This window comes from Streptosporangium sp. NPDC020145 (genome assembly GCF_040631275.1).
Lineage (GTDB): Bacteria > Actinomycetota > Actinomycetes > Streptosporangiales > Streptosporangiaceae > Streptosporangium.
In genome coordinates, this window is the sequence record NZ_JBEXZT010000004.1 from 206,195 (window position 1) to 226,079 (window position 19,885).

At 69.5% G+C, this 19,885-nt stretch carries 23 protein-coding genes; 17 read left to right on the forward strand and 6 right to left on the reverse strand.

All coding sequences use genetic code 11. The features are described from left to right. Positions 1-7: 7 nt before the first annotated feature. Positions 8-661, reverse strand: a complete 654-nt coding sequence (locus tag ABZ463_RS09095; protein WP_362774638.1) for a hypothetical protein — start codon at positions 659-661, stop codon at positions 8-10. Further along, positions 658-1,137 (reverse strand): SigE family RNA polymerase sigma factor, encoded by a 480-nt coding sequence (locus tag ABZ463_RS09100; RefSeq protein ID WP_184719763.1) that lies wholly within the window; start codon positions 1,135-1,137, stop codon positions 658-660. The genes ABZ463_RS09095 and ABZ463_RS09100 overlap by 4 nt, the downstream gene beginning before the upstream one ends. Positions 1,138-1,452: 315 nt before the next feature. Between ABZ463_RS09100 and ABZ463_RS09105 the strand changes: the two genes are divergently transcribed. The 9 genes from ABZ463_RS09105 to ABZ463_RS09145 all read left to right on the forward strand — a co-directional run bounded on the left by ABZ463_RS09105 (position 1,453) and on the right by ABZ463_RS09145 (position 9,552). After that, positions 1,453-1,803: a histidine triad nucleotide-binding protein gene (locus tag ABZ463_RS09105; protein WP_352009441.1), complete on the forward strand. Its 351-nt coding sequence runs from the start codon at positions 1,453-1,455 to the stop codon at positions 1,801-1,803. Positions 1,804-1,895: 92 nt separating this feature from the next. Then, a complete protein-coding gene (locus ABZ463_RS09110; RefSeq protein ID WP_352008603.1) occupies positions 1,896-2,969 on the forward strand; it encodes a PhoH family protein in 1,074 nt (357 codons plus the stop codon). Continuing rightward, on the forward strand, positions 2,966-3,448 hold the full coding sequence (ybeY, locus tag ABZ463_RS09115; protein ID WP_352008604.1) for an rRNA maturation RNase YbeY: 483 nt from the start codon (positions 2,966-2,968) through the stop codon (positions 3,446-3,448). The genes ABZ463_RS09110 and ybeY overlap by 4 nt, the downstream gene beginning before the upstream one ends. After that, complete coding sequence (locus ABZ463_RS09120) at positions 3,445-4,749, forward strand: hemolysin family protein (protein ID WP_352008605.1); 1,305 nt, start codon at positions 3,445-3,447, stop codon at positions 4,747-4,749. The genes ybeY and ABZ463_RS09120 overlap by 4 nt, the downstream gene beginning before the upstream one ends. Before the next feature lie 321 nt (positions 4,750-5,070). Then, on the forward strand, positions 5,071-5,736 hold the full coding sequence (locus ABZ463_RS09125) for a hypothetical protein (protein ID WP_362774643.1): 666 nt from the start codon (positions 5,071-5,073) through the stop codon (positions 5,734-5,736). A 63-nt stretch (positions 5,737-5,799) separates the two neighbouring features. Beyond that, positions 5,800-6,132 (forward strand): cytidine deaminase, encoded by a 333-nt coding sequence (locus ABZ463_RS09130; RefSeq protein ID WP_362774646.1) that lies wholly within the window; start codon positions 5,800-5,802, stop codon positions 6,130-6,132. 17 nt (positions 6,133-6,149) lie between these two features. After that, positions 6,150-7,070 (forward strand): GTPase Era, encoded by a 921-nt coding sequence (gene era, locus ABZ463_RS09135; protein WP_352008608.1) that lies wholly within the window; start codon positions 6,150-6,152, stop codon positions 7,068-7,070. A 338-nt stretch (positions 7,071-7,408) separates the two neighbouring features. Then, positions 7,409-8,569, forward strand: a complete 1,161-nt coding sequence (locus tag ABZ463_RS09140; RefSeq protein WP_362774650.1) for a transporter substrate-binding domain-containing protein — start codon at positions 7,409-7,411, stop codon at positions 8,567-8,569. A 17-nt stretch (positions 8,570-8,586) separates the two neighbouring features. Next, entirely contained in the window at positions 8,587-9,552 is a 966-nt protein-coding gene (locus tag ABZ463_RS09145) for a hypothetical protein (protein WP_362774653.1), read from the forward strand. Positions 9,553-9,573: 21 nt separating this feature from the next. On the opposite strand, the gene ABZ463_RS09150 is transcribed toward ABZ463_RS09145, so the two are convergent. Next, positions 9,574-9,819, reverse strand: coding sequence for a DUF2630 family protein (locus ABZ463_RS09150; RefSeq protein ID WP_352008611.1), 246 nt, complete (start codon positions 9,817-9,819; stop codon positions 9,574-9,576). Positions 9,820-10,120: 301 nt separating this feature from the next. Between ABZ463_RS09150 and leuA the strand changes: the two genes are divergently transcribed. Beyond that, positions 10,121-11,833, forward strand: a complete 1,713-nt coding sequence (gene leuA, locus ABZ463_RS09155) for a 2-isopropylmalate synthase (protein ID WP_352008612.1) — start codon at positions 10,121-10,123, stop codon at positions 11,831-11,833. 164 nt (positions 11,834-11,997) lie between these two features. Here the strand turns inward: leuA and ABZ463_RS09160 are convergent, their stop codons facing one another. Next, entirely contained in the window at positions 11,998-12,594 is a 597-nt protein-coding gene (locus ABZ463_RS09160) for a PadR family transcriptional regulator (RefSeq protein WP_352008613.1), read from the reverse strand. A 95-nt stretch (positions 12,595-12,689) separates the two neighbouring features. On the opposite strand from ABZ463_RS09160, the gene ABZ463_RS09165 reads away from it, so the two are divergent. The 4 genes from ABZ463_RS09165 to ABZ463_RS09180 all read left to right on the forward strand — a co-directional run bounded on the left by ABZ463_RS09165 (position 12,690) and on the right by ABZ463_RS09180 (position 15,665). Next, complete coding sequence (locus ABZ463_RS09165) at positions 12,690-13,256, forward strand: hypothetical protein (protein ID WP_352008614.1); 567 nt, start codon at positions 12,690-12,692, stop codon at positions 13,254-13,256. Between the two features lie 39 nt (positions 13,257-13,295). Next, positions 13,296-14,618: a carotenoid oxygenase family protein gene (locus tag ABZ463_RS09170; RefSeq protein ID WP_362774659.1), complete on the forward strand. Its 1,323-nt coding sequence runs from the start codon at positions 13,296-13,298 to the stop codon at positions 14,616-14,618. 297 nt (positions 14,619-14,915) lie between these two features. Then, positions 14,916-15,251, forward strand: a complete 336-nt coding sequence (locus tag ABZ463_RS09175; protein ID WP_352008616.1) for a hypothetical protein — start codon at positions 14,916-14,918, stop codon at positions 15,249-15,251. Positions 15,252-15,326: 75 nt separating this feature from the next. After that, positions 15,327-15,665 (forward strand): hypothetical protein, encoded by a 339-nt coding sequence (locus ABZ463_RS09180; RefSeq protein WP_362774662.1) that lies wholly within the window; start codon positions 15,327-15,329, stop codon positions 15,663-15,665. 79 nt (positions 15,666-15,744) lie between these two features. Here the strand turns inward: ABZ463_RS09180 and ABZ463_RS09185 are convergent, their stop codons facing one another. Then, positions 15,745-16,599 (reverse strand): glycoside hydrolase family 19 protein, encoded by an 855-nt coding sequence (locus ABZ463_RS09185; RefSeq protein WP_352008618.1) that lies wholly within the window; start codon positions 16,597-16,599, stop codon positions 15,745-15,747. A gap of 375 nt (positions 16,600-16,974) precedes the next feature. Here ABZ463_RS09185 and ABZ463_RS09190 point away from each other — a divergent pair, with 375 nt between their 5' ends. Then, positions 16,975-17,745 carry a DUF2267 domain-containing protein gene (locus tag ABZ463_RS09190; protein ID WP_362774665.1) on the forward strand — a complete coding sequence of 257 codons (771 nt, stop codon included), beginning with the start codon at positions 16,975-16,977 and terminating at the stop codon, positions 17,743-17,745. A 1-nt stretch (position 17,746) separates the two neighbouring features. On the opposite strand, the gene ABZ463_RS09195 is transcribed toward ABZ463_RS09190, so the two are convergent. Further along, positions 17,747-18,445 (reverse strand): TetR/AcrR family transcriptional regulator, encoded by a 699-nt coding sequence (locus ABZ463_RS09195; RefSeq protein ID WP_362774668.1) that lies wholly within the window; start codon positions 18,443-18,445, stop codon positions 17,747-17,749. Between the two features lie 115 nt (positions 18,446-18,560). Between ABZ463_RS09195 and ABZ463_RS09200 the strand changes: the two genes are divergently transcribed. Together ABZ463_RS09200 and ABZ463_RS09205 are read left to right on the forward strand one after the other, a co-directional pair. Next, complete coding sequence (locus ABZ463_RS09200; RefSeq protein WP_352008621.1) at positions 18,561-18,905, forward strand: YrdB family protein; 345 nt, start codon at positions 18,561-18,563, stop codon at positions 18,903-18,905. Positions 18,906-18,934: 29 nt separating this feature from the next. Continuing rightward, the gene (locus tag ABZ463_RS09205) at positions 18,935-19,879 is read left to right on the forward strand and encodes an NAD-dependent epimerase/dehydratase family protein (RefSeq protein WP_362774672.1); all 945 of its coding nucleotides are present in this window, start codon (positions 18,935-18,937) and stop codon (positions 19,877-19,879) included. The last annotated feature ends 6 nt before the right edge of the window (positions 19,880-19,885 follow it).

The following is a 19,885-nucleotide window of genomic DNA, read 5'->3' on the forward strand; positions in this document are numbered from 1 at the left end:
GAACGCCTCAGGGACGGGCCGCGGGGGCGGGAGAGGAGTCCGTCTGCACCGGGGTCCGCTGGGGGTCCTGAGGGCACTCGCCGGCCGCGCAGGGAGCCTCGGAGGGGCCACCCGTCTCCGAGGGCTCCGGCGGGGCCGGGGTCTCGGTCGGCTCCCCACACCCCTTCTGCGTCTCCTCGGGCTCGACCGTGGTGCCGGGAGAGGTCGTCCCGCAGGTCGGCGACGGTGACGGCTTGGGAGTCCTGGACGGTTTCGCCGACGGCTTCGGGCTCGGCGTCCCCGACTTCGAGGCCACCGGAGGCGCGGGAGGCGTGACGCCGGGCCTGGCCGGGGCGGGGGACGGCCCGGCGGTCCGCAGCGGAGGCCGCGACGTCGCGGACATCTCCGGGCTCGTCGGCACGGTGAAGTTGACCTCGTTGCTGTGGACCTGCTTCGTGTCGTGACGGAACTGCGGCACGACCACCACGACCGCCGCCGCGACGAGGACGGCCCCGGCGACGGAGGCTCCGGCGCGCCACCACATCAGCCCGCGGAGCCCGCGTCGCTCTATGCGGGCGCGGATGATCTCCAGACCGTCCGGGGAGGGAACGACCGAGTTCGCCTCCGCGCTCAGGGCACGGCGGAGAAGCTCGCCGTACTCGTCGTCGGGGGAGTCGGTCATGACAGTTGCTCCAGTGAGGTTCGTAGGGCGGCCATGCCGCGAGCCGTGTGACTCTTGACCGCGCCTTTGCTGATGCCCATCGCGTGGGCGATCTGCGCTTCCGACAGGTCACCGTAGTACCGCAGGACCAGGGCCTCCCGCTGCCGGGCGGGCAGGCCGCGAAGCGCCTCGATGACGGCGGACCTCTCCAGTTCGCCGATGGCGCCGTTCTCGGCGCTCGGCGCGTCGGGCAGGCCCTTCGGGGCGTACTTCTCAACGACCGCCCGGTGCCGCAGCACGGAGCGTGATCTGTTGACGACCGATTGGCGCAGGTAGGCGAGTGCCTTGTCGGTGTCACGCAGGCGGCGCCAGGCGCCGTGGATGGCGACGAACGCGTCCTGCACGACTTCCTCCGCGGTTGCCATGTCGCGGACGAGCAAAACTGCGAGACGCACAAGAGACCGATAGTGCGCGCTGTAGAGCGCGGTCACGGCCATGTCGGCGTCCCAACCGACGGGCACCGCCCCCAGCGACCTGTCGGCCACGAGGGTCTCGGTGGTCACATCAGTGGGACGCTCGGCCTTCCCAGAGGGTTTACGCTCTGCCGGTTCATTAGGGGGCATGACCCAGTCGTGTCCTCGCCAGGCGGCCACATCGTGCTAATCGCATGGGCTGTCGTTGTTGAAGTTTTGCACACTTACCTTAGCTGGGCGGATCTTTGTTCGCTGACGATGTGCCATCACCGATTGACAACGGCGCGGGGAGTGGGGAAGGGGCTTCACGGGACGGCAGGGGGATAGGGTGCCCGCATGGTGAGTGAAGCCGACTGCCTGTTCTGCAGGATCGTGGCCGGGGAGATTCCCGCGGACGTCGTCCACGAGACCGAGCGGACCCTGGCCTTCAGAGACGTCAACCCCCAGGCGCCGACCCATGTCCTGGTGGTTCCCAAGGACCACTACCAGGACGCGGCGGCGCTGGCCGCGGCCGACCACGGGCTCGCCGACGAGGTGCTCAGGACGGCGCACACGGTGGCCGAGCAGGAGGGGGTCGCGGAGCCCGGATACCGCATCGTGTTCAACACCGGTCCCGGGGCGGGACAGACCGTTTTCCACGTACACGGGCACGTGCTCGGCGGACGCGGCCTGACCTGGCCGCCCGGGTGAAAACGGGAAAGCGCGATCGGGTCGAACACGGATACGATGGCGGGGAAGTCTGAACCCGATATCTGGAGGCGAACAGGCCGAAAGGCCCGCCTATGTCCGAGACAAACGATTCCAGCAGAACGTCCCAGCCCAAGGCCAAGGGCCCCAGTAGGACCCAGGCAAAGGTGGTGATTCCGGACGACCATTCGATGGTGAGCCTGCTGGGCTCGCGTGACGAGCTGCTGCGGGTCGTCGAGGGCGCCTTCCGCGCCGACATCCACGTCCGGGGCAACGAGATCACCATCACCGGCAGCCCCGAGGAGAGCAGCGTCGTGGTGCGCCTGTTCGAGGAGCTGGCCGAACTCGTCCGAGGGGGCGCGGAACTCACACCCGACGCGGTCGAGCGCAGCATCGCGATGCTGCGCATGAGCTCGGACCGCCCGGCGGAGGTGCTCTCCCTCGACATCATCTCCTCGCGGGGCCGGACGATCCGTCCCAAGACGGTGAACCAGAAGCGCTACGTCGACGCGATCGACCGGCACACCATCGTCTTCGGCATCGGCCCCGCCGGCACCGGCAAGACCTACCTGGCGATGGCCAAGGCGGTCAGGGCGCTGCAGGAGAAGAAGGTCAACCGGATCATCCTCACCCGTCCGGCGGTCGAGGCGGGCGAACGGCTCGGCTTCCTGCCCGGCACGCTCTACGAGAAGATCGACCCCTACCTGCGCCCGCTCTACGACGCGCTGCACGACATGGTCGACCCCGACTCGATCCCCCGGCTGATGGCCGCGGGCACGATCGAGGTCGCCCCGCTGGCCTACATGCGCGGCCGTACGCTCAACGACGCCTTCATCATCCTCGACGAGGCGCAGAACACCTCGCCCGAGCAGATGAAGATGTTCCTGACGCGTCTGGGGTTCAACTCGAAGATCGTCGTCACGGGTGACGTCACCCAGGTCGACCTGCCCGGCGGCACGCAGAGCGGCCTGAAGGTGGTCCAGGAGATCCTCGACGGCATCCCCGACATCCACTTCAGCCGTCTGACCAGCTCCGACGTCGTACGGCACAGGCTGGTCAGCGACATCGTCGACGCCTACGGGCGTTACGACGAGCTGCGACGTGACGAGCCGCAGCCGATCAAGGGCGTGGTGAAGCGTCCCAGGGGAAGAACGGTGAGCGACCGATGAGCATCGAGGTCAACAACGAGTCCGGTGTCGAGATCGACGAGGGGCTCATCGTCTCGCTGGCCGGGCACGTGCTGGAGCGGATGGACATCAACCCGCTCGCCGAGCTGTCCATCCTCGTCGTGGACGAGGAGGCCATGTCGGTGCTGCACGAGCAGTGGATGGGCGAGCCCGGGCCGACGGACGTGCTCGCCTTCCCGATGGACGAGCTGCGTCCCGGTCCCGGCAGCGGCGCCCGTCAGGAGGGCGACGCCCCGGCCGACCCGGCGCTCTTGGGCGATGTGGTGCTGTGCCCGCAGGTGGCGGCCAAGCAGGCCGCCGAGGCGGGGCACAGCACGGAGGCCGAGCTTGAGCTGCTGTGCACGCACGGCATCCTCCACCTGCTCGGCTACGACCACGCCGAGCCCGAGGAGCACAAGGAGATGTTCGGCCTGCAGGGCGAGCTTCTCGAATCGTGGCGGAAGGTGCGCCCCCAGCGGTGAACTTCGCCAACGGGTGGTTGCTCTCGGCCGTCGTCCTCGTCGTGGTCGGCGGCCTGATCGCCAGTGCGGAGACGGCTCTCACCCGCATCTCGCGGGTGCGGGCCGAGGAGTTCGTGCGTGAGGGCCGCCGGGGCGCGAAGCGCCTGCAGGCGATCGTCGCCGACCCGCCGCGCTACCTCAACCTGCTGCTCCTGCTGCGCCTGAGCTGCGAACTGGTCGCCACGGTGATCGCCACGCTGCTCTTCATCGATCTGCTCGGCGACGAGGGCGGGGCGTACGCCGCCGCGGCGGCCGTCATGATCGTGATCAGCTACGTGATCGTCGGGGTCTCCCCGCGCACCCTCGGCCGTCAGCACGCCGAACCGATCGCCCTGGCCAGCGCCCCTCTCGTGTACGGCCTGACCAGGATCTTCGGTCCCCTGCCCAAGCTGCTCATCCTGATCGGCAACGCCGTGACGCCCGGCAAGGGCTTCAGGGAGGGGCCGTTCACCTCAGAGGCCGAGCTGCGCGACCTGGTCGACCTGGCCGAGGAGCGCAGGGTCATCGAGCCGGACGAGCGGGAGATGATCCACTCGGTCTTCGAGCTCGGCGACACCCTGGTGCGCGAGGTCATGGTGCCCCGTACCGACATGGTCTTCATCGAGCGCGCCAAGACCCTGAACCAGGCGCTTTCGCTCGCCCTGCGCAGCGGTTTCTCCCGCATCCCCGTCGTCGGGGAGAACGAGGACGACGTCATCGGGATCGCCTACCTCAAGGACGTCGTGCGCCGCCTGCAGGAGACCGGGGAGCAGAGCCGCTCGGAGCAGATCGACACGATCATGCGCCAGGCCTCCTACGTGCCGGAGAGCAAGCCGATCGACGAGCTCCTGCGCGAGATGCAGGCCCGCCAGATCCACCAGGCCATCGTCATCGACGAGTACGGCGGGACGGCCGGTCTGGTCACCATCGAGGACATCCTGGAGGAGATCGTCGGCGAGATAACCGACGAGTACGACCAGGAGGCGCCCAGGATCGAGTCACTGGACGACGGCTCCGTGCGGGTGACCGCCCGGCTGCCCGTGGGTGACCTGGCCGACCTGTTCGACGTCGAACTTGAGGTGGACGACGTCGAGACCGTGGGCGGCCTGCTGGCGCACGCCCTCGGCCGGGTGCCGATCGCGGGCTCGGAGGCCGTGGTCGAGGGGCTCAGCCTGACGGCCGAGAGCCTCGCGGGCCGTCGCAACCGGATCGGCACGGTCCTCGTCCGGCGGGTCGCCCCCGCCGAGCCCGACTCCGTGGAGGCCTCGGCGGGACACGACTGACCCCGCGGAAAGCGGCTTTCAAGCGGGCCGCAAGCGTCCTGCAACCGGGGCCGGGCACTGTGTTCTCACGGCGCCGCTCACGCGGAGCCGATGGGGGCCGGCACCGTGAGGGGTTCGCGGGGCCGGGACGAAAAACACGGGGGAAAGGCACGAGAGGCTCCGGCAGACAGTCTCTCGTCGCTCGCTGAAGGGTGTTCTCAACCGCATGGGGTGGTTGAGAGCACCCTTAGGCGTTTCTTGGCGATTGCCGCTTTTGGTGACAGGGAAGAAAGCGGATCGGCGGGGACAAGACATCTCGCATGTGACATCGGGGGATGAGTCATGACGCGGGGGATTCAGGTTGTTATTGCGGTCACTATCTGCGGAGCGCTGGCCGTGGGGGCGGCCGCGTGCGGTGGCGGGGCGGCGCGGGACGCCTCAGCGGGGGGCGACTCCCGGGCCGAGCTCACAAGGCTGCGGGGACTGCTGCGGGAAGGAGCGTCGCACCTTCCCGACGGCTTCTCCGCCAGGCCACGCGACGGGTGGGTGCCACCGTTCAGGGCGGTCAACCAGGACTGCAGACTCCTGCTCGACACGGCAGCAGGCGCAGGAGCCGGTCCCGGCGGGGCACGGGTGGCCGCGACCTACCCGGGCGACAGGCTGGGCGAGCTGGCGGGGGTCAGCATGGCCTCCTACGCCGGGCAGGGCGCCGAACTGCGCTTCGCGGAGCTGACCCGGGCACTGGACGGCTGCCGGGTGGCCAGGAACTCCCTGGCGGGCAGAGGAACCGTGCTCCGGGTCTCCCGGTTGCGGCTGGGCGACACCGGGGCCGAGGTCCAGGCCAGGCGGCTGCGGGGCAGGCTCAACGGCTACCCCTACGAGATGCACGTCGTCTTCGCCCTCACGGGAAACACCCTGGTCTCCCTGGTGCACACCGGCGTCGCGGGCGTCGACGCGGGCCGTACCGGGCGGCTCACCCGGTCGCTCGTCGGCGGCGCGGCCTCGTGAACGGTCCCGCCGGGCGCGCGGGCCGGTCGTGCCTCGCCTCCCGGGGCTGAATACCCTTGTGCCGTGAGTGACACGACCCTCGACCCAGAGGACAACAAGATCATCGTGCTGGCCCGCTCCATCCGCGCCCGTAACGGCGCGGCCGAGGGGGCGGCCGTACGCGACGAGACGGGACGGACCTACTCGGCGACCAACGTGGCGCTGCCGTCACTGCGGTTGTCGGCGCTCCAGGTGGCCGTGGCGATGGCCGTCTCCAGCGGGGCCGAGGCCCTGGAGGCGGCGGCTCTGGTCACGGCGGCGGACGGCCCGGCGGAGGCGGACGTGCTCGTGGTCCGCGATCTGGGCGGGGAACGACTCCTGGTCGCCGGTCCCGACGGAACGTTGCGTCAGAGCTGACCGTTCCATCGGGGACAATGGTTGGCGTGAGTTCCTCAGCTGCTGATTTCCGTGCCGGTTTCGCCTGCTTCGTCGGCAGGCCCAATGTCGGCAAATCCACGCTGATGAACGCGTTGGTCGGCACGAAGGTGGCGATCACCTCCTCCAAGCCGCAGACCACTCGCAGGGCCATCAGGGGCATCGTGCACCGGCCCGACGCCCAGCTCGTCATCGTGGACACCCCCGGCCTGCACCGGCCCAGGACGCTGCTGGGCGAGCGGCTGGACAGCCTGGTGCTGTCCACCCTCACCGAGGTCGACGTGATCGGCTTCTGCGTGCCCGCCAACGAGCCCGTCGGCAAGGGAGACCGGTTCATCGCCGAGAAGCTCGCCGCCGTCAGGAAGACCCCGGTCGTCGCCGTGGTGACCAAGTGCGACCTGGCCACCCGCGAGCAGATCGCCGCCCAGCTGCTCGCGGTCTCCCAGCTCGCCGAGTTCGCGGAGATCGTCCCGGTCTCCGCGGCGTCGGGCGAGCAGCTGGACGTGGTCGCGGACGTGCTGATCGACCGGCTTCCCGAGAGCCCGCCGCTGTACGAGGGGGGACAGCTCACCGACGAGCCGGAGCAGGTGCTCGTGGGCGAGCTGATCCGGGAGGCCGCGCTTGAGGGGGTCAGGGACGAGCTGCCGCACTCGATCGCGGTCGTCGTCGACGAGATGCTGCCCCGTGAGGGCCGTGACGACCTGCTCGACATCTACGCGCACATGTTCGTCGAGCGCCCGTCGCAGAAGGCCATCGTGATCGGCCACAAGGGGACGCGCCTGAAGGAGGTCGGCAGCCGGGCCCGTAAGCAGATCGAGGCGCTGCTCGGCAGCCGGGTCTACCTCGACCTGCGCATCAGTGTCGCCAAGGACTGGCAGCGCGACCCCAAACAGCTGCGCCGTCTCGGCTTCTACGACTGAGCGTCTCCCTCACGGTTCGGAGTACGGCCGGTTTTCCCGGCCCTCTCCCGGGTTTCGCCGTACGCCGGACGCCGTCGGAAACGCCTGCGGGCGAAAGGGCGGCCGGGAGAGCCCAAAAGGGTTTTCCACGGCCGATGACCTGGTCTTGTGGTGTTTTTTCGGGACCACTGATTCGGCGATCCTGACCGGTCGGCGGGCCTTCCTGAAACCGGGGGGCATTGCCGGAGGTTTTCGCCGGTGTTTTCCCGGTACTCCGTTCGATCTCGTCTTGGTGAAGGCCCTCCTGAATCCGGGAACCCCGGCGTAGCCTTCGGGGTAAAGAGGAGGTCAAGGGCGCAGTGACCGAGAAACCCGCGCGGGGGCAGGAGCCACCCGAGCCCGAGCCCGATCGGCCCGAGCCGGAACGGCCGGCGGAGCCCGAACCGCCCGGGACGCCCGAGCCGTTCGAGGAACCGCCCCCCGCCACGGAGCGCTACGTTCCCCAGCCCGTCCCGCCGGAGCTCGGCGGCTCGACGGGCAGAGGGCGCAGGGTGCGGCGCTTCCGGCTGACCGCCTGGATCGCGCTGGTCCTGGCGGCCGTCGTGGTCGGCGCCTCGGTCCTGTGGGTCAACGGACCGCCGACGGAGGCCGAGCTGCGGGAGAAGGCGGGCCTGTTCGGCAAGGAGACTCTGCGGATCGGCGTCAAGGACGACACCCCGGGCATCGCGCTGCAGGACAGGAGCGGCGCACGCGTCTTCAGGGGCTTCGACATCGACATCGCGTACATGATCGCCGCGGATCTGGGCTATCCGAAGGACAGGGTCGCCTTCATGGCCATCGAGACCGAGGACAGGGCCCGTATGCAGGCCCGTGACAAGGACGGCCTGTTCGTCAGGGTCGACCTCGTGGTCGCCACCTTCAGCGTGACGCCCGAGCGGCAGAGGGACCCCTCAGTCGGCTTCTCCACCCCCTACCTCTACACCGAGCAGTCCGTGGTGACCAGGTCCGACTACGAGGGGAAGGTCACCTCGCTGGGGCAGTTGAGGGGCAAGAAGGTCTGCACGCTCGGCACCTCGACCTCGGAGGTCGAACTGGAGCGGGCGACCAGGGCGGACGTCACCGCGAAGAACCGGATCAGCGACTGCATCGAGGGACTGAAGAACGGGGAGTACGACGCGGTGACGACCGACGCGGCCATCCTGGCGGGGTTCGTCAAGGAGTCGGCCGGAGAGCTGGTCCACCACGACATCGCGCTGGAGAAGACCGAGATGTGGGCGGTCAACGCGGGCCCGAACGCCGCGCTGCGCGACCTGGTCAACCTCGCCCTCTACCGGTCCTACGCCGACCCGCAGAACCACGGCTGGGAGGACGCCTACAAGGACAACATCGAACCGATGCTCGCCGCCAGCCGCGACGTCAACGTGGCCCAGTCCGAGCAGCCGTGTGTACTTCCCCCGCCGATCCGCAGGTGGCCGTGGGAGCGGGGCCTGGCCGCGGCCCAGGAGTGTCTCTCCCGGTGAAACGCCCCCGGCGAGTCATGGCCACGCCGAGGAACCAGGAATGGCTGCTCGCGCTGCTGCCGGTCTTCCCCGTCGTCCTGCTGGTGCTGCGGCTGTGGTACGCCAGCAGGCAGGACACCCAGACGCTGCTCCTCCTCGTGCAGAGCATCAGTCCACTGGGCATGCTGACCGCCGTCCTGCTCACGAGCGTGTGGGTGCTGCCCGCGCTCATCCTGGGCGGCAGGGTGCTGGGCACCCTCTACTGGATCAGCGCGCGCCGTTCCTCGTGGCTGGTGCGCACCGCGCAGCGGCTTCCCAGCTGGGTGGTCGTCCTGGCCGTCGTGGTCGGCCTGTTCTCCTGGCAGCTGCGCTTCCTGCCGACGCTGGTGATGCTGGCGCTGGCCGCGGCGGGTCTCACGGTCCGCGACCGGTTCCCGCATCACGAGGGGTTGCGCACCGCCTTCTGCTACGCGCTGCCGCTGATGATCGCGCTGCTGTCCTACGTGGTGCTGTGGCCCGCGATCGTCACGGCCTTCACCATCCACGACGTGCCGACCGCGATCCTGCTGACGCTTCCGCCGGGGGTCTCGGTGCTGCTCACCGGGCCCGTCCCCCTGATCGCCGCGCGGACGCTCACCCACGGCATCGCCATCGCCATCGCGGTCTTCGCGCCGTTCCTGATCGGGGTGGTCGTGATGCGGGCGCCGATCCTGCCGCTGACCGCGCTGCAGATCGAGGAGGAGGGCAAGCCCCGGGTGCTCGTCGGCTACCTGGTCGCGGGCGACGACCGGATGTTCACCGTCCTCGGGCGGGAGGGCGCCGTGAGCTTCGTCCGCAACGACGAGCTCAAGTCCAGGGTGCTGTGCCCCGATCCGGGCGAGGTGCCCAGGACCCAGGTCAACCTGTACGGCTGGTACGTGGAGCAGAACATGGCCTCCTGGATCGCCCCGTCCCGGCCCATGCTCCCCGTCGACTCCCGCTGCCAGGGAAGGCCACTCGGCTGAGGACCCTCGGGCCGGTCCGCGCTACTGGCGGTACTCCTCGACCTCCCGCACCGGGCGCGGCGCCGCCGAGTCGGGGTCCTCGCCGAACTCCCTGTGCGCCCTGCGCTGCCTGAGCAGGTCCCACGCCTGGTCGAGGGCCTCCTCAAGCTCCCTGATCCGGTTGTTCTCCTCGTGTGAGGAGATGCCGCCGGAGGCCAGCCGCCGCCGCAGGCCGTGTTCCTCGGCGATCAGCTCGTGGATGTGGGCGAGGATGTCGTCGTCCTTCATGGTCGATCCCCCTGTCGTCGACAGCAGCGCCACGGTAACGCCACTGTAGTCCGCGACCCTCCGCGGGCCTCCCGCCGGGCGCCGCCCAGGGGACGGGCACGGCACACGCGCCGCTCACGCCCCACACGTCCCGCGATGTGAGACCGCGTCTCAGGTATTCGCAACCGTCTGCTAACGTGCTAGGCATGCTGCGCGGGCTGCTTCTTAGCTGCCGCGACGAGGGCCTGTAACAGGCCGGCTCCCTCGTCGCGGAGCGAGCCATGCGTGTCGGCCGTGATCGTCTTTCCAGCCGAGGAGCCTCATGTATCCGCAGCAGCAGCCCAGTTCCATGCCCTTCGCGCGCTATCAGCCCTTCGACGCCGTACGACTGGACGACCGCACCTGGCCGGGGAAGGTCATCGAGCGCGCCCCCCAGTGGTGCGCCGTGGACCTGCGTGACGGCAACCAGGCGCTGATCGACCCGATGGACTCCCACCGCAAGCTCAAGATGTTCGAGCTGCTGGTGGGAATGGGCTACAAGGAGATCGAGGTCGGCTTCCCCTCCGCCTCGCAGACCGACTTCGACTTCGTCCGGCAGATCATCGAAGAGGGCCGGATCCCCGACGACGTGGTGATCCAGGTCCTCACCCAGGCCAGGGCCGAGCTGATCGAGCGGACCTTCGAGTCGCTGCGCGGCGCCAAGCAGGCCATCGTCCACCTGTACAACTCGACCTCGACGCTGCAGCGCAGGGTCGTCTTCGGCCAGGACAGGGAGGGCATCACCGCGATCGCGGTCGAGGGCGCCAAGCTGTGCAAGAAGCTCGCCGCCGAGCTGGAGGGCACCGAGATCTACTTCCAGTACTCGCCCGAGTCCTTCACCGGGACCGAGCTGGAGTACGCCGTCGAGGTCTGCAACGCCGTCAACGACGTCTGGCAGCCGACCCCGGAGCGCAAGGTCATCGTCAACCTGCCCGCGACGGTGGAGATGGCCACGCCGAACGTCTACGCCGACCAGATCGAGTGGATGCACCGCAACCTGGCCTACCGCGACTCGATCGTGCTGTCGCTGCACCCGCACAACGACCGGGGCACCGCCGTGGCCGCCGCCGAGCTGGGCTACATGGCCGGGGCCGACCGCATCGAGGGCTGCCTGTTCGGCAACGGCGAGCGCACCGGCAACGTGTGCCTGGTCACGCTGGGCATGAACCTGTTCTCGCAGGGCGTCGACCCGCAGATCGACTTCTCCGACATCGACGAGGTCCGCCGGGTCACCGAGTACTGCAACCAGCTGCCTGTCCACCCGCGCCACCCCTGGGGCGGCGAGCTGGTCTACACCGCCTTCTCCGGCTCCCACCAGGACGCCATCAAGAAGGGCCTGGAGCACATGGAGCGCGACGCCGCCGCCGCGGGCGTGCCGGTGGACGACTTCACCTGGGCGGTGCCGTACCTGCCGATCGACCCCAAGGACATCGGCCGGACCTACGAGGCGGTCATCCGGGTCAACAGCCAGTCGGGCAAGGGCGGGGTCGCCTACATCATGAAGGCCGACCACCATCTGGACCTGCCGCGCCGCCTGCAGATCGAGTTCTCCCGCGTCGTGCAGGGCCGTACCGACGAGATGGGGGGAGAGGTGAGCCCGGCCCAGATGTGGGAGGTCTTCACCGACGAGTACCTCCCCAACCCGGCCAGCCCGTGGGGGCGCCTGGGCCTGCTGGCCCACCGTACGGTCTCCAGGGGGGACGACAAGGACGCCATCGGTGCCGACCTGCGCGTCGACGGTGAGATCCGTGAGGTCGAGGGCGTCGGCAACGGCCCCATCTCGGCCTTCTGCGACGCCCTGAGCGGGATCGGGGTCCAGGTCCGTGTCCTGGACTACGCCGAGCACGCGATGAGCGCGGGAACCGACGCCAAGGCGGCCTCCTACATCGAGTGTGAGGTCGATGGACAGGCCCTGTGGGGTGTCGGCATCGACGCCAACACCACGACCGCGTCCCTGAAGGCCATCATCTCCGCGGTCAACCGCGCCGGTCGTTAGGACCTCTGTCCCGGGGTTTCCCGTTCGAAGAAGGACGCCCGCCCGGCGTGATCCGCCGGGCGGCGCACCCGGGAGGCCGCCGATCGGGCGGTCGCGCCCCCGTTGTTCCCGGTGTCCTCAACCTGGCCGCGTCCACGGCGAGATCCGCCCGTGGCGCGGCCGAGTCATGTCCGGTCCGCCTCCTCGCAGGCCCCGGATTCCGGCTTCCGTTCACAGTCCCTGTCGCAGCCCCTGTCGGCGGGCAGCCGTTCGAGCTCCTGCTCCGCCCACAGCGCCCAGTCTCGCTGCATGGCACTGAAACGCATCCCCCATTCGAGCGCGAGCCTGCCGTACACCGACAGGCCGTCGTCCATCGCGCTGATCATCTCCCGCAGGGGGGCCAGTTTGCCGATTCGCTCCTCGCCGAGTTCCGCCTGCCGTCGCAGGTAGGCGCCGGCCTGCTCGTGGGAGACCTCGCCGAGGAAGAAGACACGCAGGAGCATCTCGCTGCGCCTGGCCAGGGGGCCGGGGTCGGTCTCCGTCAGCCAGCGCCGCAGCTCGGCGCGCCCCGCCTCGGTGACGGCGTACTCCTTGCGGCCCCGCGGGCCTTCCGAGGTCACCTCGACCAGGCCTGTGCTCGCCAGACGGCCGAGCTCGGCGTAGACCTGGCTCTGCGTGGCGGGCCACACGTTGGCGAGGGAGATGTCGAAGGTCTTCAGCAGGTCGTAGCCGCTCGCGGGTCCCTGACTCAGCAGGCCGAGCAATGCGTGTCGGAGGCTCATGCCTCGATCCTACATTCCTGTGTTGACATGTCATTACAGGAAGTTCTACCTTTGACCTGTCTGCACAGGAATATCGAGCGCGAAGAGAGCAAGTCATGGTCCGCAGTTTCCTTGGGTTCCTCCCGTGGATCGTCTACGCCGTGATCGCCACCGGTGACGAGTGGCGTTGGGGGGCCCTGGCCGGGCTGGTGATCGCGCTCGGGCTCATCGTCGTGGACCGCCGTTCCGGCAAGGACTGGGACCAGATGGTGATCGAGACCAGCGCCGCGATCTTCTTCGTCCTGAGCGCGGCCGTCTCCTTCGCCGGTCCTTCCTCCTCGCTCATCCCGTACGGCCCGGCCCTCGTCAACGCCTGGCTGGCGCTCACCGCCTGGGGGTCGCTGGCCATCCGCAAGCCCTTCACCCTCGGCATCGCCAGGAGCATGGCCCCTGAGGAGATCTGGCGGACTCCCCAGTTCTACCGGGTCAACGCGGTCATCACCGCGGTGTGGGGTGCCGCCTTCGTCGTCGCCGCGGTGCTGCTGGCCGTACTGCTGAGCGTCGCTCCGCACGCCACCACCGCCGTCATCGCCGTCAAGATCGTCACCTTCGTGGTGCCCATGGTCTTCACCGCCCGTTATCCCAAGATCGCCGCGGCCCGGTTCCGGGGCCAGGCGGCCTGACCGTCCTCGCGATTCCCACCGAGTCATCTGGAGCAGAACGTGACCACCACTCCCGGGATCTCCGGAACCCCCGCCTACCTCAGCGGTGACCTCGCCCCGGTCCCCGACGAGATCGGCGCCTTCGACCTGCCGGTCACCGGCGCCCTGCCTCCCGAGCTGACGGGCCGTTACTTCCGCAACGGGCCCAACCCGCTGCCCGGCCAGGACTCGGGGCACTGGTTCGCCGGGGCGGGCATGATCCACGGTGTCAGGCTGCGCGACGGCCGCGCGGAGTGGTACCGCAACCGCTGGGTCCGCACCCGCTCCTTCACCGAGGGCGCCAGGCTCCTCGGCCCGGACGGCCTCGACAGGACCGCCGTCAGCGCCAACACCTCGGTCATCCGGCACGCGGACAGGATCCTCGCGCTGGTCGAGAGCGGCTTCCCGTACGAGATGACGCCCGAGCTCGACACGGTCGGGCCGTGCGACTTCGGCGGGCGGCTGACCACGGGGATGACCGCCCACCCCAAGCTGGACCCGGTGACCGGTGAGCTGCACTTCTTCGGGTACGGCTTCATGCCGCCCTACCTGACCTACCACCGCCTGTCGGCGGCCGGGGAACTGGTGGAGAGCCGTGAGGTCGAGGTGCCCGGGCCGACGATGATCCACGACTTCGCGATCACCGAGAACCATGTGATCTGGCTCGACCTGCCGGTCGTCTTCGACATGGAACTGGTCGGCAAGAGCCTGCCGTTCCAGTGGAGCGACTCCTACGGGGCCAGGATCGGCGTGATGGACCGCGCGGGGAAGGTGACGTGGTTCGACGTCGACCCGTGCTACGTCTTCCACGTGGGCAACGCCCGTGAGGACGCCTCGGGGCGGGTGGTGCTCGACGCGATCCGCTACACGCGTGAGTCCTTCGTCTCCATCTGGGGCAGGATCGGCGGCGCCGCCAACCCCGCGGCCGAGACCGGGGGAGCGGTGCTGCACCGCTGGGTGCTCGACCCGGCGACCGGCGGGGTGACCGAGGAGCAGCGCGACGACCGCGCGGTGGAGTTCCCCACGTTCAACGAGGACCTGCTGGGCCGTGACAGCCGCCTGCTGTACACCGTCTCCGACGACGCGGTCGTGAAGTACGACACCGAGACCGGTGCGACCCTGGTCAGGGACACCGAGGGGCGCCCCGGTGAGGCGATCTTCGTGCCCGCGGCGGACGCGGCGGCCGAGGACGGCGGCTGGCTGATGTCGATCGTCACCGACCACTCGGGGGAGGGCTCCCGGCTGCTCGTCCTGGACGCGGCGGATCTGGAGTTCGTCGCCTCGGTCCGGCTTCCCCGCCGCGTCCCGGCGGGTTTCCACGGCTCCTGGCTGCCGGACCTGTAAGCCGGACGGCGTTTCCAAGGTTGACCCGGGAAGGGACCTGCGGGGGCGGGTCCCTTCCCGCTTTGCCGGTGAGGCGCTGTTTACCGCCGAGGGCTATGAGGACCTCGCAGAACCGGGAATTTGGCGGGCCCCATGGTATTGCGTAGGAAAGTTTCCTATCCAATACTTCGTCTAGATGCTCTGTCGTCGACGCGAGTCCCGCTATCGGTGGCGGACCGTTGAGGTCAAATGGTCCTGCGGGAATCTCGGCACAGCTGGGAACGAAAAGCCGAAGGCCTTTTCCCTATGGAGACAGTCATGCCTGGACGTGTTCTCACTTTGCTTTCCGGTGCCGTGCTGGCCGCCTCGGCGGTGCTCACGGTCGCCGCCCCCGCACAGGCCGCCGTCGTCGAGCGCGGCGAGAGCCCGATCACCACGGGTGAGTACTGCATCGCCCGGATCGACTCCCGCTCCGTCGTCGGTCTCTACGAACGCGGCTCCCTCAACTGCTACGGCTACGTCGGGGGGCGGTTCGCCTACCTGGGGACGGGAAACGCCTACGACGCCTGCCGGTCGAGCAACCCGGGCCGTGTGATCGTCGGTGTCAAGGAAGGCCTGCCGTCCCACTACCTGATCTGCCTGGTCGAGGTCTGAAGTCTTTCCGGCGGTCCTTCGGGATCAGCGGAGAACGGGAAACACCAGCCATTTCCTTTCTGATTGGAGACAGCTATGTCCCGACGTGTTCTCACTTTGCTCTCCGGTGCCGTGCTGGCCGCCTCGGCGGCGTTGTCGGTGGCCGCCCCCGCGCAGGCCGCCGTCGTCGAACAGGGCCAGGGGCCCATGACCACCGGTGAGTACTGCGCCGCGAAGGTCAGCTACGGCTCAGAACTGGGCTTCTACGAGTACGGCTCCATCAGGTGTTACTCCACCGACAGGAATGGGCGGCTCGTCTACAAGGGGTCGGGTGACCCGGTCGCCGCCTGCCGGTACAGCAACCCCACCAAGGTGGTCGTCGGGGCCAAGGAGGGCCTGCCCGGCCACTACCTGATCTGCCTGATCCAGGAGTGACATCGTTGTGAGGGCCGCCCGGACGCCTGTCCGGGCGGCCCTCACAGGCGGGGGTGCGCGCCCCCGCCCGTCGTGACCGCTAGCAGCTCAGCTTGTCACCCGGGTCGACCCCGAGGATCGCGGCGAAGCGCTTGTAGGCGTCGATGCGGCTCTGCACCTGCCTGGGGTTGCCGCCGTCGCACTCCAGGCGGCCGTTGATGCTGCGGATCGTCTCACCGAACCCGGCGCCGTTGACCATCGCGTTGTGCGGGGTCATCGTGCCGGGGCCGTTCTGGGTCATCCAGTACCAGATGCCGGTCATCCAGGCGACGGAGGCCTCGGTCTGCACCAGGTTGGGGTTGTTGAGCAGGTCGATGCCCAGGGCGTCGCCGGCGGCCTTGTAGTTGAAGTTCCAGCTCAGCTGGATCGGGCCCCGGCCGTAGTAGGAGGAGATGCCCGCGGGGCAGCCGAAGGGCTGGTCGGTGTCGCAGTAGTGGGGGTAGTTGGCGGTGTTCACCTCGACGATGTGGACCAGGCCGCCGGTCTCGTGGTTGATGTTGGCCAGGAAGGCCGCGGCCTCCTGCTTCTTGACCGTGTCACCGCCGGTGCCCGCGAATGCGGGGTAGGCGCTCAGTGCCGTGACCAGGCCGTTGTAGGTGTAGAAGGGGTTGCGCTTGGGGAACATCTCGTTGAACTGCGCCTCGGTGACGACGAAGTTGCCCTCGCTCGCCTCACAGGCGCCCTGGTCGGTCCAGATGCCCGACGGGCCGCCGGGGGTGTTGCCGCGCGTCCACCACTTCGCCCGCCAATTGTGGCCCTGGTAGGAGGCGGTCAGGCCACCGGCGTAGCCCTTGGCGGAATCCCAATCACTCGCGCAGATGGGCGCGGCGGATGCGGTGGAGGCCGAGGCGGGGGAGGCCAGGGGAACGGCGGCCAGCACGCCGGCGACCGCCATTGAGAAAAGGGATGACGTGAGGCGGTTTCTCGGCATTCTTTCACTTCCTTGCATGACGGAAAAAACGAGCACGAAACGACAAGAGACCGGCCCCGGGGTGGACGGTGACGCCGCGGGCGGGCTCCACAGGAGGTCGCCGTCGCGGGATTGACGACAATTAACAGGAATTTGAATTCTTGCGTCAATAGGTAGGACGCAAAGTTCCGCATAGTGCGCATCCGCCGCCCTCCCCGGGGGTCGTGCGGGCCGTACCGCGGGGTCGGGAGGAGGGGCGTGCCCCTCTACGCCGAGTTGACCGGGGCGGTTGGTGGCCGATTCGGGATTCGGGGTAGCTGACCATAGGAGGGGCCGGAGGAGCCGGGGGAGGAGTGAGCCGTGGAGTACGAGGATTTCATCGGCACCCTGAGGCGGTACGCCGGTCTGGGCGAGGACGAGGCCGAACGCGCGGTGCGCGCGACACTCGGGACGCTGGGTGAGCGGCTCTCGGTCGGCGAGGGGCTGCTCGGGCGGTTGCCGGAGCGGGTGCGCGCGTGGATGCGCACCGGCAGGGCTCCCGAGCCCTTCGACGTGGACGAGTTCCTGCGCCGGGTCGCCGAGCGTGAGGGGGTCGACGTCGAGGTGGCGGCGCGGCACGCGCGGGAGGTCTTCTGGCTGCTCGGCGAGGTGACCGCGCCCGGGGCGATCGACGGCGTGGCCGCCTGCCTGCCGGAGGACTTCGACTCCCTGGTGGCCGAGGCCCGGCGGCGCGGCGTCCGGGTGATGCCCGCGGAGGAGTTCCTCGCCAGGGTCGCGAGCCGCGCCGGGCTTGAGGCCGCCGACGCCCACCGCGCGACCGAGGCGGTGCTGGAGACGCTCGCCGAGTGCGTCGCCGAGGGCAGGGCGGAGAACCTGATCGGCGAACTGGCCGTGCCGCTGCACGAGCCGCTCAAGCGGGGGGCGGCGGAGGGACGCGCGGAGAGCGTGCGGATGCCGCTTGAGGACTTCGTGCTGCGGGTGGCCGAGCGGCAGCGGGCGGACGGTCAGGACGTGCGGGGGCACGCCAGGGCCGTCTTCACCACGCTGCGCGAGGCCACCACGGAGCGGGGCTTCCTCGACGTCATGGCGGGCCTGCCCGACGAGTATCGGACACTGCTCACCGGCCGGTGACTCAGACGGGCAGTCCGAGCAGGGCCGCGTGGCAGCGCATGGTGTGTTCGAAGGCCGTCGCGGGATCCAGGACCGCGTTGTTGAACTGGCCGAAGATCTCGAAGCTGACCCAGCCGAACAGCCCGGTCCAGGCGAGCAGGGCGCGGGAGATGACGTCGTCGGGGACCTCGGGGATGACGTCCCGCACCCGGCCCGCGTCGTCGCCGAAGGACGCGGGCGGGGCGGGAAGGCCGCCCGGCGGGTTCAGGACCCCGGCGCCGTGGGCGTCGGAGACGATCCGCCCGTAGACCACGGTGTCGCGGATCGCCGCGGCGACGGTGTCGACCGGCGCCTTGTAACCGGGCACCGGCGAGCCGTACAGCAGCGCGTACTCGTGCGGGTGGGCCAGCGCCCAGTCCCGTACGGCGTGGCAGACCGCCAGCCACCGGCCGGTGTGGTCCTCGCGCGGGACGGCGGCGTCCGCCCGCTCCACGGCCTCTCCGAGGGCGTTGTAGCCGTCGATGATCAGAGCCGTGAGCAGGTCGTCCCGGGACGGGAAGTAGCGGTAGATCGCGGAGGAGACCATCCCCATCTCCCGGGCGACGGCGCGCAGTGACAGGCCCGTCGCCCCCTCCGTGGCCAGCTGGCCTCGTGCGATGTCGGTGATCTCCCTGGTCAGTTCGGCGCGGACACGTTCGCGCGCCGTGCGGCTTGAGCTCATGCCCGGACCATATCAGAGCGATGCAAGAAAAAGAGAGCACTGCTCTTGACCGGTGCGACGGATCTGAGAGAGCATTGCTCTCGAAACGGAATGGCAATCTGCAAGGAGTCCCCCGATGCTGTCCCTGGCCAAGAACGTCAACCTCCTCGTCATGTTCCTGCTTGAGCTGGGCGTTCTCGGTTCGACCGCCTACTGGGGCTTCACCGTGGGGTCGAACTGGCCGCTGCGGCTGCTGCTCGGACTCGGCGCGCCCGCCCTGTTCATCGCGGTCTGGGCGGTCTTCGGCGCCGCCAACGGCGCGATGATCCCGCTCACCGGGTTCGCCAGGGTGGCCCTTGAGGTCCTGTGGTTCGGTGGCGGCGCCGCGGCGCTGGTCATGGCGGGCCGCGTGGCCCCCGGCGTCGTCTTCGCCGCCGTCTACGTCGTCAACGCCGTGCTGCGGCTGGTGTGGAACCAGTGACCGCGCACAACGAGGGAAAGGGAACGGACATGGGCAAGCACGTCGTCGCGGGAGCCGGACAGGTCGGCTCGCAGGTCGCCGGACTCCTGGCCGGCCAGGGACACGAGGTCGTCCTCGTCAGCCGATCGGGATCGGGCCCCGACCTGCCGGGCGTCACCCGGATCGCCGCCGACGCGGCCGACGGGAGGCGGATGACCGGCCTGGCCAGGGGCGCCGACGCCCTCTACAACTGCGTCAACCCGCCCTACCACCGCTGGGCGCAGGACTGGCCTCCGCTGGCGGAGTCGTTGCTCTGCGCGGCACGGGAGAGCGGGGCGGGATACGTCATCCTCGGCAACCTCTACGTCTACGCCGCTCCCGGACGGCCCATGCGGGAGGACGACCCGCTCACCCCGCCCAGCGCCAAGGGGGAGATCAGGGCGCGGATGTGGCGGCAGGCGCTGGAGGCCCACCGGGCGGGCCAGGTCCGGGTGACCGAGGTGCGGGGGTCGGACTACTTCGGACCCGGCTGCCTCGACCAGTCACATCTGGGGGAACGGCTGGTGCCCCGGCTGCTCGGCGGGAAGACGGTGCGTATGATCGGCGACCCCGACCAGCCGCACAGCTGGACCTACGTGCCCGACGTGGCCGCCGCCCTGGTGACGGCCGCCACCGACGACCGCTCCTGGGGCCGCGCCTGGCACGTCCCGACGACGGAGCCGATCACGGCGCGCCAGGTCGCCGAGCGGATGTGCGAGATCGCGGGCGTCAGGAACCCCGGCGTCAGGTCCATGCCCCACTGGATGATCCGCGCAGGAGGGCTCGTGTCCCCCATGCTCGCCGAGCTTGAGGAACTGCGTTACCAGTTCGTCCGGCCCTTCGTCATGGACTCGGCCGACTTCCAGACGACCTTCGGCGTGACGCCGACCCCGATGGACGAGGCGCTGGCCGCGACGATCGCCTGGTGGCGCGACCGGCCGGCCAGGGCGGCGTGAGCCGTA